Origin of the sequence: Achromobacter sp. 77 (genome assembly GCF_020541125.1) — a bacterium.
GTDB lineage: Bacteria > Pseudomonadota > Gammaproteobacteria > Burkholderiales > Burkholderiaceae_B > Achromobacter > Achromobacter mucicolens.
Genome location: NZ_CP059848.1, coordinates 3,995,831 through 4,009,888 on the forward strand (window position 1 = coordinate 3,995,831; position 14,058 = coordinate 4,009,888).

Consider the following 14,058-nt stretch of genomic DNA (forward strand, 5'->3'; position numbering starts at 1 on the left):
GTAAGGCTAATGAATAAAACCGGGATTTTTTCGGCAAAATTCCGGACTCAAGAAGTCATCCCCCCACCCGAGGCAAGGCGACTGCGCCGTGCCTCTCAGGAACTGCCCCCATGACGCAACTGCAAATCAACGGTCAGACCCAGGACGTCAACGTCCCGGACGACATGCCGATCCTATGGGTTCTGCGAGACGAGCTGGGCATGACCGGCACCAAGTTCGGTTGCGGCATGGCGCTGTGCGGCGCCTGTACGGTGCATATCGACGGCACGCCCGTGCGCGCCTGCCTTACTCCCGTCTCGGTGGCTTCCGGCCGCCAGCTGTCGACCATTGAAGGCATGGATGCCGATCCGGTCGGCCGGGCGGTGCAGACGGCCTGGGTCGACAACAACGTCGCGCAATGCGGCTACTGCCAGGCGGGCCAGATCATGACGGCGGTGAGCCTGCTGAAGGCCAACCCTACTCCCACCGAACAGGAGATTGCGGACGCCATGAGTGGCAACATCTGCCGCTGCGGCACCTACCCGCGCATCCTGGCCGCCATTCAACAGGCCGCCAACCGCCTCGCCCAAGGAGGCAAGCAATGACGGCCGCCGCTCAACTTTCGCGCCGCGCTTTCCTGCAGGGCAGCCTGGGCGTCTTGACGCTTGCCGTCACGGCCAAGGGATGGGTCACGACCGCGGTGGCCGCCGAGCAGGCCGCCAAGGCGTATGGCGCCGACAGCATGCCTGGCGGCACCGTGGACGATCCGCTGGTCTTTGTCAGCATCGCCGCCGACGGCGCGGTCACCATCGTGGCGCACCGCGCGGAAATGGGCACGGGCGTGCGCACCAGCCTGCCGATGGTGGTGGCCGACGAGATGGAAGCCCGCTGGGAACGCGTGAAGGTCGTGCAGGCGCCCGGCGACGAGGCGCGCTACGGCAATCAGAACGTGGACGGCTCGCGCAGCATGCGGCACTTCCTGATGCCGATGCGGCGCGTGGGCGCCGCAGCCAGGCAGATGCTGGAAGCCGCCGCCGCAGCACGCTGGGCCGTGCCCGTTGCCGAGGTCAAGGCAGAACAGCATGAAGTGCTGCATGTGCCCACCGGCCGTCGTCTGTCCTATGGCGACCTGGCGGCGGACGCGGCCAAGCAGCCCGTGCCGGCCAGCGACGCGCTCAAGCTCAAGGACCGGTCCGAATTCCGGTACATCGGCAAGGACCAGGTTCGCCTGGTGGACCTCGAAGCCATCGGCAAAGGGCAAGCCACCTACGGCATGGACATGCGCCTGCCCGGCATGGTCTATGCCGTCGTCGCGCGGCCTCCCGTCGTCGGCGGCCGGCTGCGGCGTTTCGACAGCGCCAAGGCGCTGGCCGTGCCCGGCGTGCTGAAGGTCGTCGAGATTCCCCCCATGCAGGGGGCCCCCGCATTCCAGCCGCTGGGCGGCGTGGCCGTCGTGGCGCGCAACACCTGGGCCGCTCGCCTGGGACGCGACGCGTTGGAGATCGAATGGGACGATGGCCCGAACGGCAGCTATGACTCGGCCGCCTACCGGCAAACCCTGCAGGCGGCGGCGCGCGCACCCGGCAAGACGATGCGCAGCCAAGGCGACGCCGCCAATGCCTGGGCCAAGGCGCCCGAAGCCGAGCGCGTAGCCGCGGAATACTACGTGCCGCATCTGGCGCACGCATCGATGGAACCGCCAGTCGCCACCGTGCAGATCAAGGGCGACAGCGCCGAGGTCTGGACGTCCGTGCAGAATCCGGCCGCCGCTAAAAACGCAGTCGCCACGCGACTGAAGCTGGAACCGGCCAACGTCAAGGTCAACGTGTTGCTGCTGGGCGGCGGCTTCGGGCGCAAGTCCAAGCCCGACTTCGTGGACGAAGCCACCATCGTGGCCCGCGCCATGCCCGACGGCACGCCGGTCAAGCTGGTCTGGACGCGCGAGGACGATATTCATCACGACTATCTGCATACCGTGTCGGTCGAGCGCCTGGAAGCCGTCATGGACGCGCAGGGGCAAGTCCAGTCCTGGCTGCACCGCAGCGCCGCCCCCACCATCGCCTCGCTGTTCGCGCAAGGCGCCAAGGGACAGCAGATGTTCGAATCGGCCATGTCGGCGATCAACATGCCCTACCGCATTCCGAACGTGCGCGTGGAGACCGCCGAAGTCGACGCCCACGCCCGCATCGGCTGGTTCCGGTCCGTCGCCAACATTCCCCATGCCTTCGCGGCCCAGTGCTTCATCGACGAACTGGCCCACCGCGCGGGCAAGGATCCGAAAGCCTTCGCGCTGGACCTCATCGGCCCGGCCCGCCAGATCGACCCCGGCACGATGGCCGACACGTGGAACTACACCGAGTCGCCCGAACGCTACCCCTACGACACCGGCCGCCTGCGCGGCGTGATCGAGGCCGCCTGCAAGGGCGCGGGCTGGGGCCGCACCTTGCCCAAGGGCCATGGCCTGGGTTTGGCCTTTTGCTACAGCTTCATGAGCTACACGGCCACGGTCGTCGAGGTGGCCGTGGACGACAAGGGCGAGGTCCGCATCGTCGCCGTGGACATGGCGATGGACTGCGGCCCCCAGATCAACCCCGAACGCATCCGCGCGCAAATGGAAGGCGGCGCCATCATGGGCCTTGGCCTGGCGCTGACCAGCGAAATCACGTTCGAAAAAGGCCGCGTGAAGCAAAGCAACTTCCATGACTACGAAGTCCTGCGCCATAACGCCTCGCCGCGCGTGATCCGCACGCACCTGGTCAATGACGATCACGCGTTGCCGCCGGGCGGCGTAGGCGAGCCGCCGGTGCCGCCCGTAGCCCCCGCCCTGTGCAACGCCATCTTCGCCGCGACCGGCAAGCGGATCCGCAGCCTGCCAGTGCGCAAGGTGGCATGATGGAAAGCGTTGATGTGCGCGTGCTGCGCGCGGCGCGCGATTGGCAGGTGGACGGTCATCGCCTGATGCTGGCCACCGTCGTCAAGACGTGGGGGTCATCGCCGCGGCCCGTCGGCGCGATGATGGTGCTGCGCGAGGACGGCCGCTGCATCGGATCGGTCTCGGGCGGCTGCATCGAGGACGACCTGATCCACCGGTACACGCGGGCCTACGGCGACGGGGTCATCCCGCAGTCGGCGCCCGAACTCGTGCGCTATGGCGTCACGGCCGACGAGGCGCACCGCTTCGGGCTGCCTTGCGGCGGCACGCTTGAGCTGCTGCTTGAATTCGAACCCGACGGCGCGGCGCTTGACGCATTGGTCCGCCGGCTAGAGGCGGGCCACCTCGTGCAGCGGACCGTGGATTGCGCGTCCGGGGCCGTGACGCTTGGCGACGCATCGGCGCCCGAGGCCCTGCATTTCGATGGCGTCACGCTGTCCAGCACGCTTGGCCCCCAATACCGGCTGCTCCTCATCGGTGCCGGATCGCTGGCCGAATACGTCGCCACCATGGCGCTTTTCAATGACTTCGCGGTGACCGTATGCGACCCGCGCATCGAGCACCTGGGCACATGGTCCGTGGACGGCGTGGCCTTCACCACCGAAATGCCCGACGACGCCGTGCGCGCGCTCGCCCCCGATTCCCGAACCTGCATCGTGGCGCTCAGCCATGACCCCAAGCTAGACGACATGGCCTTGCTGGAAGCGCTGCACAGCCCCGCCTTCTACGTGGGCGCCATCGGCTCACGCCGCAACGCCGCCAGCCGCCGCGAGCGGTTCATGGAACACTTCGATGAAACGGAAGCGTCGCTGCAACGGCTGCACTCGCCGGTCGGACTGCACATCGGCAGCAAGACGCCCGCCGAGATCGCGGTGAGCGTCATGGCGCACATTCTGGCGGTCAAGAATGGGGTCACGGCCCGGTAAGACCCGGCGCCGCTCGCAGGCGCCGCCCGCCGTCAGTCCGGATTTGCGCTTGTCTTTGCCCGAATCCCCGCAAACGGCCGAGCCGAAAGCTCGCTGATCAATCCTCAAAAGCTCTATAAGATCAGCGAATCAATTTACCCATTCGTCCCATGGCCCGTCGCAACCTCAATGACCTCCTTTATTTCGTGACGGTCGCGCGCGAAGGCAGTTTCACCCGTGCGGCGTCGCTGCTGGGCGTGACGCAATCGGCGCTCAGCCAGTCCGTCAGCGGCCTGGAAACGCGCCTGCAGATCCGCCTGCTCAGGCGCACCACGCGCAGTGTTTCCCCCACTGCGGCGGGCGAACGGTTGCTCAACGCCATCGGCAACCGCTTCGACGAGATCGAGGCAGAGCTGGACGAGTTGACCGAACTGCGCGACAAGCCGGCGGGAACCGTGCGCATCACCTGTGGCGACTACGTGCTGCACAGTATCCTGCTGCCCAAGCTGACGCCGCTGATGCGCGAGTATCCGGATATCAAGCTGGAGTTCGACGTGAACTACGGATTCCGCGACATCGTGGCGGACCGGTTCGACGCCGGTGTGCGCATGGGCAAGACCATCGACAAGGACATGATCGCCGTGCCCATTGGTCCGCAAATGCGCCTGGCCGTGGTGGGATCGCCCGGCTATTTCGAATCGCGCCCCGTCCCGAAGGTGCCCCAGGATCTGATGCAGCACGCCTGCATCAATCAGCGCATGCAAAGTTCAGGCGGCCTGTATGTGTGGGACTTCGAGCGCCGCGGCCGCCAGGTCAACGTCCGCGTGGACGGCCCGCTGATCTTCAACACCACCAAGCCCCAGATCGACGCGGCGCTGGCGGGACTTGGCCTGTCGCTGTTGCCGGAGGACGAATTGATGCCCTATCTGGAATCCGGCCAGCTGGTCCGGGTGCTGGAGGACTGGTGCCCCAGCTTCGAGGGATACCATCTTTACTACCCCAGCCGGCGGCAACCGTCGCCGGCGTTTTCGCTGGTGGTCGCCGCGCTGCGGGTCAGCAGGCCGGCGCGAGGCTGAGGCCAGGCCTCCCGCGCGCGATGTGTACCTGTCTATACTAGAGCCCGCATTTTCACCGCTCACACGTTGCATACCCAGGATCCCTCGTGGCTGCCTCCCCTCCCCGATTGCCTGTCCCAGCCAATGCCCCGCCCGCTCCGCTGTACGCGCAGGTCAAGCAGATGATTGCGCAGCAGATCCGCAGCGGCGCCTGGCCCGCGCATTACCGCGTGCCGTCGGAAGCCGAACTGGTCGAGGAACTGGGATTCAGCCGCATGACGATCAACCGCGCACTGCGCGAATTGACATCGGAAGGCCTGCTTGTGCGGATGCAAGGCGTCGGCACCTTTGTCGCGCAGCCCAAGGCGCGCTCGGCCCTGTTTGCCGTGAACAACATCGCAGACGAGATCGCGGCGCGGAACCACCGGCACCACAGCCGCGTGGTGCGGCTGGCTGAAGAGCCGGCCAGCGCCGAACAAGCCCAGGCGCTGGAAATCCGCGCGGGGCAGCCGGTCTTTCATTCGGTCATCGTCCACTACGAGGACGACGTGCCGATCCAGCTGGAAGACCGCTACGTCAATGTTCGCCTTGCGCCCGACTACCTGAAGCAGGACTTCACGCAAAGCACGCCCTATGAATACCTGACCCGCGTGGCGCCGCTGAGCGCGGGCGAGCACGTGGTCGAGGCGATCCTGGCCAAGCCGCGCGAGTGCCAATTGCTGCAGATCGAACGCGATGAGCCATGCCTGCTCATCAGCCGGCGCACCTGGTCCGGCGACCGCGCGGTGACGCTGGCCCGCCTGATCCACCCCGGCTCGCGCCACCGCCTGGAAGGCAAGTTCACGACGTGACGTCCGCGCCATTGCGGCGCCCCCTGCTTCTTTCGCCAATGCCGAATCCCCACGGGTTTCGGCATTTTTCATTGGGGTAATCCCTGATTCGAAAACAAGTCATCTACTCTTGTCTATACAACCATAGGCGTCATAAGATTCGATGACCTTGGCGCTGGATCACCGCGCGCCTCGACCCGATCCAGGAGACACACTTGAAGCCTTCGACACGATTCCGCGACGCCCTCATTCGCGCACCGCGCGGCAGCCAACTCACGGCCAAGAGCTGGCTGACCGAAGCGCCCTTGCGCATGCTCATGAACAACCTCGACCCCGACGTGGCCGAGAACCCGAACGAGCTCGTCGTCTACGGCGGCATCGGCCGCGCAGCCCGCGACTGGGATTGCTACGACAAGATCGTTGAATCCCTCACGGCCCTGAACGACGACGAAACGCTGCTGGTGCAATCGGGCAAGCCGGTGGGCGTGTTCAAGACGCACGCCAACGCGCCCCGCGTGCTGATCGCCAACTCGAACCTCGTCCCGCATTGGGCCACGTGGGAACACTTCAACGAGCTGGACGCCAAGGGCCTGGCCATGTATGGCCAGATGACCGCCGGCAGCTGGATCTACATCGGCAGCCAGGGCATCGTGCAGGGCACGTACGAAACCTTCGTCGAAGCGGGCCGCCAGCACTACGGCGGCAACCTCGCCGGGCGCTGGGTCCTGACCGCCGGCCTGGGCGGCATGGGCGGCGCGCAGCCCCTGGCGGCCACGCTGGCCGGCGCGTGCTCGCTCAACATCGAATGCCAGCAAAGCCGGATCGACTTCCGCCTGCGCACGCGCTATGTGGACGAACAGGCCGCCAACCTGGACGACGCGCTGGCCCGCATCGCCAAACACACGCAAGCAGGCCGCGCGGTGTCCGTCGCGCTCTGCGGCAACGCGGCCGAAATTCTGCCCGAGCTCGTGCGCCGGGGCGTCAGGCCCGACATGGTCACCGACCAGACCAGTGCGCACGACCCCTTGAACGGCTACCTGCCCGCCGGCTGGACCTGGCAGGAATACCGCGATCGCGCTGAGCGCGAGCCGGCGGCGGTCATCAAGGCCGCCAAGCAGTCGATGGCCGTGCATGTGCAGGCCATGCTGGCATTCCAGCGGCAGGGCATTCCCACCTTCGACTACGGCAACAACATCCGGCAGATGGCCAAGGAAGAAGGCGTTGCCGACGCGTTCGACTTCCCCGGCTTTGTGCCGGCCTACATCCGGCCGCTGTTCTGCCGGGGCGTGGGGCCGTTCCGCTGGGCCGCGCTGTCCGGCGACCCCCAGGACATCTACAAGACCGACGCCAAGGTCAAGGAACTGATTCCCGACGACGCCCACCTGCACCGCTGGCTCAGCATGGCGCGCGAACGCATCAGCTTCCAGGGGCTGCCCGCCCGTATCTGCTGGGTGGGCCTGGGCGCGCGCGCCAAGCTGGGCCTGGCATTCAACGAGATGGTCCGGTCGGGCGAGCTGTCGGCGCCCATCGTCATTGGCCGGGACCACCTGGATTCCGGCTCCGTCGCCAGCCCCAACCGCGAAACCGAGTCCATGCGCGACGGCTCGGACGCCGTGTCCGACTGGCCGCTGCTCAACGCCCTGCTCAACACCGCCAGCGGCGCGACCTGGGTTTCGCTGCATCACGGCGGCGGCGTCGGCATGGGCTTCTCGCAGCATTCCGGCATGGTCATCGTGTGCGACGGCACCGACGCCGCCGCCGAACGCATCGCCCGGGTGCTGACCAACGATCCGGCCACGGGCGTGATGCGGCACGCCGACGCCGGGTATCAGATCGCCATCGATTGCGCCCGCGAGCAGGGCTTGAACCTGCCCATGGTGACCGGCAAGCGCGACTGACCGAACAACAATGATCGCAAGCAGCCGGGCAACCGGCGTGGGAGAAGTGGAAATGGAATTGCATGTGAAACCGGGCCACCTGACGCTGGCCGACCTGCGGCGCGCCTTCCGGCAGCCCGTCAGCCTGACGCTGGATCCCGGCGCCGCGCAGGGCATCGACGCCAGCGTGGCCACGGTTGAACGCATCATCGCCGAAGGCCGCACGGTCTACGGCATCAATACCGGCTTTGGCCTGTTGGCTTCCACCAAGATCGCGCGCGAGGATCTACAGGCGCTGCAGACGTCCCTGGTGCGTTCGCATGCCGCCGGCGTGGGCGAGGCGCTGGACGACGCGATGGTGCGCCTCATCATGGTGCTGAAGATCAACAGCCTGGCCCGGGGCTATTCCGGTGTGCGCCGCAAAGTCATCGACAGCCTGATTGCGCTGGTCAACGCGGGCGTCTATCCCCACATTCCGCTCAAGGGTTCGGTGGGCGCCTCGGGCGACCTCGCCCCGCTTGCCCACATGTCGATGGTGCTGCTGGGCGAAAGCCAGGCGCGCCATCAGGGCGAATGGCTGCCCGCGCGCGACGCCCTGGCGCGCGCCGGCCTGACGCCGCTGACGCTTGCCGCCAAGGAAGGCCTGGCGCTTTTGAACGGCACCCAGGTGTCCACCGCGTTTGCCCTGCGCGGTCTGTTCGAAGCCGAAGACATGATGGCGGCCGGCCTCGTTTGCGGCAGCCTCAGCGTCGAAGCCATGCTGGGCTCGCGCACGCCGTTCGATGCCCGCATTCACGCCGCGCGCGGCCAGACCGGCCAGATCGACGTGGCCGCCGTCTACCGCAGCCTGCTGGGCGAGGACAGCGAAGTCGGCCATTCCCATGCCGACTGCGGCAAGGTGCAAGACCCCTACTCCCTGCGTTGCCAGCCCCAGGTCATGGGCGCCTGCCTCACGCAGATCCGCCAAGCGGCGCAGGTGCTCCAGATCGAAGCCAACGCCGTGTCCGACAATCCCCTCGTGTTCGTCGAACAAGGCGACGTCATCTCGGGCGGCAACTTCCATGCGGAGCCCGTGGCCCTGGTCGCCGACAACCTGGCGCTGGCGCTGGCCGAGATCGGCGCCCTGTCGGAACGGCGCATCGCGCTGATGATGGACAAGCACATGTCGCAATTGCCGCCGTTCCTGGTCCACAAGGGCGGCGTGAACTCCGGCTTCATGATCGCCCAGGTGACGGCCGCGGCACTGGCCAGCGACAACAAGGCCTTGGCGCATCCGGCCAGCGTGGACAGCATGCCCACGTCAGCCAACCAGGAAGACCACGTCTCGATGGCGCCCAACGCGGGCAAGCGTCTGTGGGCCATGGCCGACAACGTGCGCGACATTCTGGCCATCGAATGGCTGGGCGCGTGCCAGGGGCTGGATTTCCGCGAGGGGCTCAAGACCTCTCCGCAACTGGAACAGGCGCGCCGCGCCCTGCGCGACAAAGTGCCCCACTACGAAGAAGACCGCTTCTTCGCGCCCGACATCGCTGCGGCCAGCGGCCTGCTCGCCGCGCAGGTCATGAACGGCCTGATGCCCCCGGGCCTTTTGCCCAGCCTGTGATGCCGTCCGTGGCGGCCGGATGACGCCGGCCGCCATTGCCACGCCGCGTGCACGCGCCCACCAGAAGGCGCCCCTCGCGGCGGCTGATGCCGAACGTCCAAGGGAACACGAGAGAGACACAATGCAAGCAACCAAGCAGTCCGACGCACCGCCCCCCGCGCAGGCGCTCACACGGGGCCTGAATGCCCGGCACATCCGCTTCATGGCATTGGGATCGGCCATCGGCACGGGGCTCTTCTACGGATCGGCCAAGGCGATCCAGGCAGCCGGACCGTCAGTGCTGCTGGCGTACCTGATCGCCGGCGCCGCCGTGTACATGGTGATGCGCGCCCTCGGCGAAATGGCGGTCCGCAATCCGGTATCCGGCTCGTTCGGCCACTACGCCACGCAATACCTGGGCCCGCTCGCGGGCTTTCTCACCGGCTGGACCTATGCGTTCGAGATGATCATCGTCTGTCTGGCCGACATCACCGCGTTCGGGCTGTACATGGGCTTCTGGTATCCCGACGTGCCGCGCTGGATCTGGGTGCTTTCCATCGTCTGCTTCATCGGCGCCATCAACCTGCTGTCCGTCAAGGTATTCGGCGAACTGGAGTTCTGGCTGTCGCTGCTGAAAGTCAGCGCCATCGTCGCGATGATTGCGGGCGGCCTGGGCATCATGCTGTTTGGCCTGGGACTGGGCGCGGACAGCGCTGCGACCGGCGTGCACAACCTCTGGGCGCACGGCGGCTTCATGCCCAACGGCGTGGGCGGGCTGATTGCGTCGCTGGCCGTGGTGGTGTTCGCGTTTGGCGGCATCGAGATCATCGGCATCACCGCCGGCGAAGCCAAGGACCCGGGCCGCACCATTCCCCGCGCCATCAACGCCGTCCCGATGCGCATTCTGCTCTTCTACGTGCTGACGCTTTTCGTGCTGATGTCCATCTTCCCGTGGACGCAGATCGGCAGCAAAGGCAGTCCGTTCGTGCAGATCTTCGACAGCCTGGGCATCGACTCGGCGGCCACCATCCTGAATATCGTCGTCATCTCCGCGGCCGTGTCGGCCATCAACAGCGACATCTTCGGCGCGGGCCGCATGCTGTATGGCATGGCGCAGCAAGGTCAGGCGCCGCACGGCTTTGCCTCGGTCTCTGGCAACGGCGTGCCGTGGATGACGGTGGTGGTCATGTCCGTGGCGTTGCTGGTCGGCGTGTTGCTGAACTATCTGATCCCGGAGAATGTATTCCTGCTCATCGCCTCCATCGCCACCTTCGCCACCGTATGGGTGTGGCTGATGATTCTGCTCTCGCAAGTGGCGATGCGCCGCAAGATGCACGCCGAAGACGTCGCCGCATTGAAGTTCCCGGTTCCGTTCTGGCCGCTGGGTCCCTTGCTGGCCATTGCCTTCATGGCGTTCGTGATCGCCGTGCTGGGTTATTTCCCCGGCACGCAGATGGCGCTGGGCGTGGGCGCGGTGTGGATCGCGCTGCTATGCGTGGCGTACCGCTTGTGGGTGCGTCCCAAACGCCCCGGCGGCGGCGCCCCCGTGCTGGTGACGCAGGGCTCGGATTGATCGACGCGGCGCCGGTCAGGGCAATCCCCTGGCCGGCAGCTGCCGGAAGGAGAAGTGCATGAGACAAGTCTGGCGACATTGCCACGCGGCCACGATGGCGGGTGGCGCGTATTCCCTCATCGAACACGCAGCCATCGTGACCCGCGCCGATCGCATCGAATGGATCGGTCCAGAAGCCCAATTGCCAAACGTGGACGCCGCGCACGTGCATGACCTGGGCGGCGCGTGGGTCACGCCAGGCCTCATCGACTGCCACACTCATCTGGTGTTCGGCGGCGACCGCAGCCGGGAGTTCGAGCAACGCCTGCAAGGTGTCGACTACGCCACCATCGCCGCCCAGGGCGGAGGCATCGCCAGCACCGTGCGCGCCACGCGCGCGGCCACCGAAGACGAGCTCTACGCCAGCGCCCGCCGCCGCGCCCTGCAACTGCTGCGCGATGGCGTCACCACGCTGGAGATCAAATCCGGCTACGGGCTCGATCTGGAAAACGAACGCAAGATGCTGCGCGTGGCCCGTCACCTGGGCCAGATGCTGCCCCTGACCGTGCAGGCAACCTGCCTGGCCGCGCACGCGCTGCCCCCCGAGTTCCAAGGCCGCCCCGACGACTACATTGATGAAGTCACTCAGCGCATGCTGCCCGCCCTGGCGGCCGAGGGCCTGGTCGATGCCGTCGACGCCTTCTGCGAACATCTGGCGTTCACGCCCGCTCAGGTGGAGCGCGTGTTTCAGGCGGCGGCACGGCTGAACCTGCCCGTGAAGCTGCATGCCGAGCAACTGTCTTCGCTGCACGGCGCTAGCCTCGCCGCGCGCCATGGGGCGCTGTCAGCGGATCATCTCGAATACCTGACCGAATCGGATGTGCGGGCGATGGCCAAAGCGGGGACGGTGGCGGTGCTGTTGCCTGGAGCCTTCTACGCGCTGCGCGAGACACAACTGCCGCCGCTGGATCTGCTGCGCCAACACGGTGTACCCATCGCCATTTCGACGGATCTGAATCCCGGGACGTCGCCCGTGCTGTCGCTGCGCTTGATGCTGAGCATGGCGTGCACGTTGTTCCGGATGACGCCGGAGGAAGCGCTGGCGGGCGTGACGGCGAATGGGGCCCGGGCGTTGGGCTTGTCAGCGACGCGCGGGACGCTGGAGGCGGGCAAGGTGGCGGATTTTGTCGTTTGGGATATTGCGCATCCGGCAGAGCTGGCTTACTGGGTGGGCGGGGATTTGGCCAAGCGCGTGGTTCGGCATGGGGCGACGGTGAATTTGACGGGCTGACGTTGCGATTTAGTTGATTAAATCAACGACTTGTCCGAGAATGGTTGCTTTCGGACGAGACGCCATCATGACCTTGCAAACCCCGCTGACCCATCTTCTGGGTATCCGATACCCCATCATTCAAGCCGGCATGAGCTGGGCGTCTTCCAACGCGGAACTGGCTGCCGCCGTGTCGGCCGCCGGCGGCCTGGGCGTGGTGGCATCCGGCCCGATGTACCCGGAGGCGTTGCAAGCCGCGCTGCGCAAGCTGCGCACCCTGACCGACGCGCCCTACGCGGTCAACATCCCGCTGTACAACAAGCGGGCGCGCGAACATCTGGACATCGCCATCGCCGAAGGTGCTCCGATCATTATTGCCTCGCAAGGCGGGCCCCGAGAGCATCTGGCCCGCGTGCACGATGCCGGGATGAAATGGCTGCAGGTCATTGCCAGCCCCGTCCACGCCGAGAAAGCCCAAGCGGCGGGCGTGGATGGCGTGATCGCGGTGGGCCTGGAAGCCGGCGGACATCCTGGCCCTGACGAGATCACCACACAGGTGCTGCTGCGTGCAACGGTGCAGCGCGTGGACTTGCCGGTCGTCGCCGCAGGCGGCATCGCGGATGGCGCCGGCATTGCGGCGGCGTTGTGCCTGGGCGCGGCTGGCGCGCAACTGGGAACGCGCTTCCTGCTGACGCCCGAGGCGAGCGTGCACGCCGATTACAAGGCGGCCGTGATGGCCGCCGGCATCAGCGACACCACCTTGGTCGGCCGCGGCCGCTCGCCGGTACGCATGCTGCGCAACGCTTTTGCCCAGCAGTACCTGAACGCCGAACGCACCAGCAGCGACGAAGCACTGGACGGCTTGTTCGCGCAAAGCACGTTGAAGCAGGCCGCGCTGGAAGGCAATGTCGACCTCGGCAAGGTGGAAGCCGGTCAAAGCGCGGGACTGATCGGCGACTTGGTGCCGGCCGCCGAATTGATGCAGCGCCTGGTTCAAGAGACGCTGGTTGCGATCCGGCGGCTTAGCGCGCTGGGGTGAAGCGCAACTCCGCCGCCCCCCCGCGCGCCTTACTTCTTCGTCAGACCAGCACTGTCCACCAGCTTGCGCATCGCAAGCTGGTCTTTTTCCACGCATTGGGTGGCTTCCTGCGGCGTCAGGGTCCAGAGCTCTACACCCTGAGCGTCCATCAGCTTGCGATACTCCGGCGACTGGTTCACGGCCTGCACGGCCTTGTTCAGTTTCTCAAGCACCGCTTGCGGCGTGCCCTTGGGCGCGGCCAGGCTGTACCACGACGCCGATTCAGCGCCGCTTACCCCTGCTTCAGCCAAGGTGGGCACATCGGGAAACAGGGCCGATCGTTTGGGGTTGGCATACGCCAGGGCCTTCAGTTTGCCGCTGCGGATGAACTGCACGCTGGCCGCCAGGTTCAGGACGGCCATATCGACCTGCCCGCCCACCAGATCATTGATGGCCGGCGCGGCGCCGCTATAGGGGATGTGCATGATGTCGACCTTGGCCTGCTGACGGAACAGCTCGCCGCCCAGATGCGGAGAACTACCGGGCCCGGCCGACGCGTAGTTGATCTTGCCCGGCTCCTTGCGTGCCAGCGCGATCAGTTCGGGCAACGTGGACACCGGCAAGGACGAACGTACGACCAGCATATTCGGCTGGTTGGCCACGATGGTCACAAAGGCGAAATCCTTGATGCCGTCGTAGGCCGTCCGCTGCATCAGGGGCGTCACGACATGCGCGGCCGACGTCCCCAGCAGCAGGGTGTAGCCATCCGGCTTGGCCCGCGCCACGAAATTTGCGCCGATCGCCGCACCGCCCCCGGCCTTGTTCTCCACGATGACCGGCTTGCCCAACTGTTTTTCCAGCTCGCGCGCCAGCGCGCGTCCCAGCACATCGGCGGGGCCGCCGGCGGCATAAGGATTGACCAGCGTGATCGGCTGGGTTGGGTAGGCGTCCGCCGCCAGGCTCGCACCGCTGCAAATCATGCTGACACCCAGGCCGCACAGCAATCGCTTCAAGGTCTTCATCGTTGTCTCCTGATCCTCATCGGGATGCTTTTTTTG

General features: G+C 66.5%; 11 protein-coding genes. 10 read left to right on the forward strand and 1 reads right to left on the reverse strand.

What is annotated here, in order from left to right; translation table 11 throughout:
* Positions 1-110 precede the first annotated feature (110 nt).
* The 10 genes from H4P35_RS18435 to H4P35_RS18480 all read left to right on the forward strand — a co-directional run bounded on the left by H4P35_RS18435 (position 111) and on the right by H4P35_RS18480 (position 13,021).
* Positions 111-584: a (2Fe-2S)-binding protein gene (locus H4P35_RS18435; protein ID WP_226846457.1), complete on the forward strand. Its 474-nt coding sequence runs from the start codon at positions 111-113 to the stop codon at positions 582-584.
* Positions 581-2,872 (forward strand): xanthine dehydrogenase family protein molybdopterin-binding subunit, encoded by a 2,292-nt coding sequence (locus H4P35_RS18440; RefSeq protein WP_226846458.1) that lies wholly within the window; start codon positions 581-583, stop codon positions 2,870-2,872. The genes H4P35_RS18435 and H4P35_RS18440 overlap by 4 nt, the downstream gene beginning before the upstream one ends.
* Positions 2,872-3,837, forward strand: coding sequence for an XdhC family protein (locus H4P35_RS18445; protein ID WP_226849497.1), 966 nt, complete (start codon positions 2,872-2,874; stop codon positions 3,835-3,837). Before H4P35_RS18440 ends, H4P35_RS18445 begins: the two co-directional genes overlap by 1 nt.
* Positions 3,838-3,986: 149 nt before the next feature.
* On the forward strand, positions 3,987-4,892 hold the full coding sequence (locus tag H4P35_RS18450) for a LysR family transcriptional regulator (protein WP_226846459.1): 906 nt from the start codon (positions 3,987-3,989) through the stop codon (positions 4,890-4,892).
* Between the two features lie 86 nt (positions 4,893-4,978).
* The gene (hutC, locus tag H4P35_RS18455) at positions 4,979-5,722 is read left to right on the forward strand and encodes a histidine utilization repressor (protein ID WP_193725309.1); all 744 of its coding nucleotides are present in this window, start codon (positions 4,979-4,981) and stop codon (positions 5,720-5,722) included.
* 194 nt (positions 5,723-5,916) lie between these two features.
* Positions 5,917-7,599 (forward strand): urocanate hydratase, encoded by a 1,683-nt coding sequence (gene hutU, locus H4P35_RS18460; RefSeq protein ID WP_226846460.1) that lies wholly within the window; start codon positions 5,917-5,919, stop codon positions 7,597-7,599.
* A 52-nt stretch (positions 7,600-7,651) separates the two neighbouring features.
* Positions 7,652-9,181 carry a histidine ammonia-lyase gene (hutH, locus tag H4P35_RS18465; RefSeq protein ID WP_226846461.1) on the forward strand — a complete coding sequence of 510 codons (1,530 nt, stop codon included), beginning with the start codon at positions 7,652-7,654 and terminating at the stop codon, positions 9,179-9,181.
* A 121-nt stretch (positions 9,182-9,302) separates the two neighbouring features.
* Positions 9,303-10,733, forward strand: coding sequence for an amino acid permease (locus H4P35_RS18470; RefSeq protein WP_226846462.1), 1,431 nt, complete (start codon positions 9,303-9,305; stop codon positions 10,731-10,733).
* Between the two features lie 58 nt (positions 10,734-10,791).
* Positions 10,792-12,003 (forward strand): imidazolonepropionase, encoded by a 1,212-nt coding sequence (gene hutI, locus H4P35_RS18475; protein WP_226846463.1) that lies wholly within the window; start codon positions 10,792-10,794, stop codon positions 12,001-12,003.
* 67 nt (positions 12,004-12,070) lie between these two features.
* Complete coding sequence (locus H4P35_RS18480) at positions 12,071-13,021, forward strand: nitronate monooxygenase family protein (RefSeq protein WP_180100584.1); 951 nt, start codon at positions 12,071-12,073, stop codon at positions 13,019-13,021.
* Between the two features lie 29 nt (positions 13,022-13,050).
* Here H4P35_RS18480 and H4P35_RS18485 read toward each other — a convergent pair whose 3' ends face one another.
* A complete protein-coding gene (locus H4P35_RS18485; RefSeq protein WP_226846464.1) occupies positions 13,051-14,022 on the reverse strand; it encodes a tripartite tricarboxylate transporter substrate binding protein in 972 nt (323 codons plus the stop codon).
* Between the last annotated feature and the right edge of the window lie 36 nt (positions 14,023-14,058).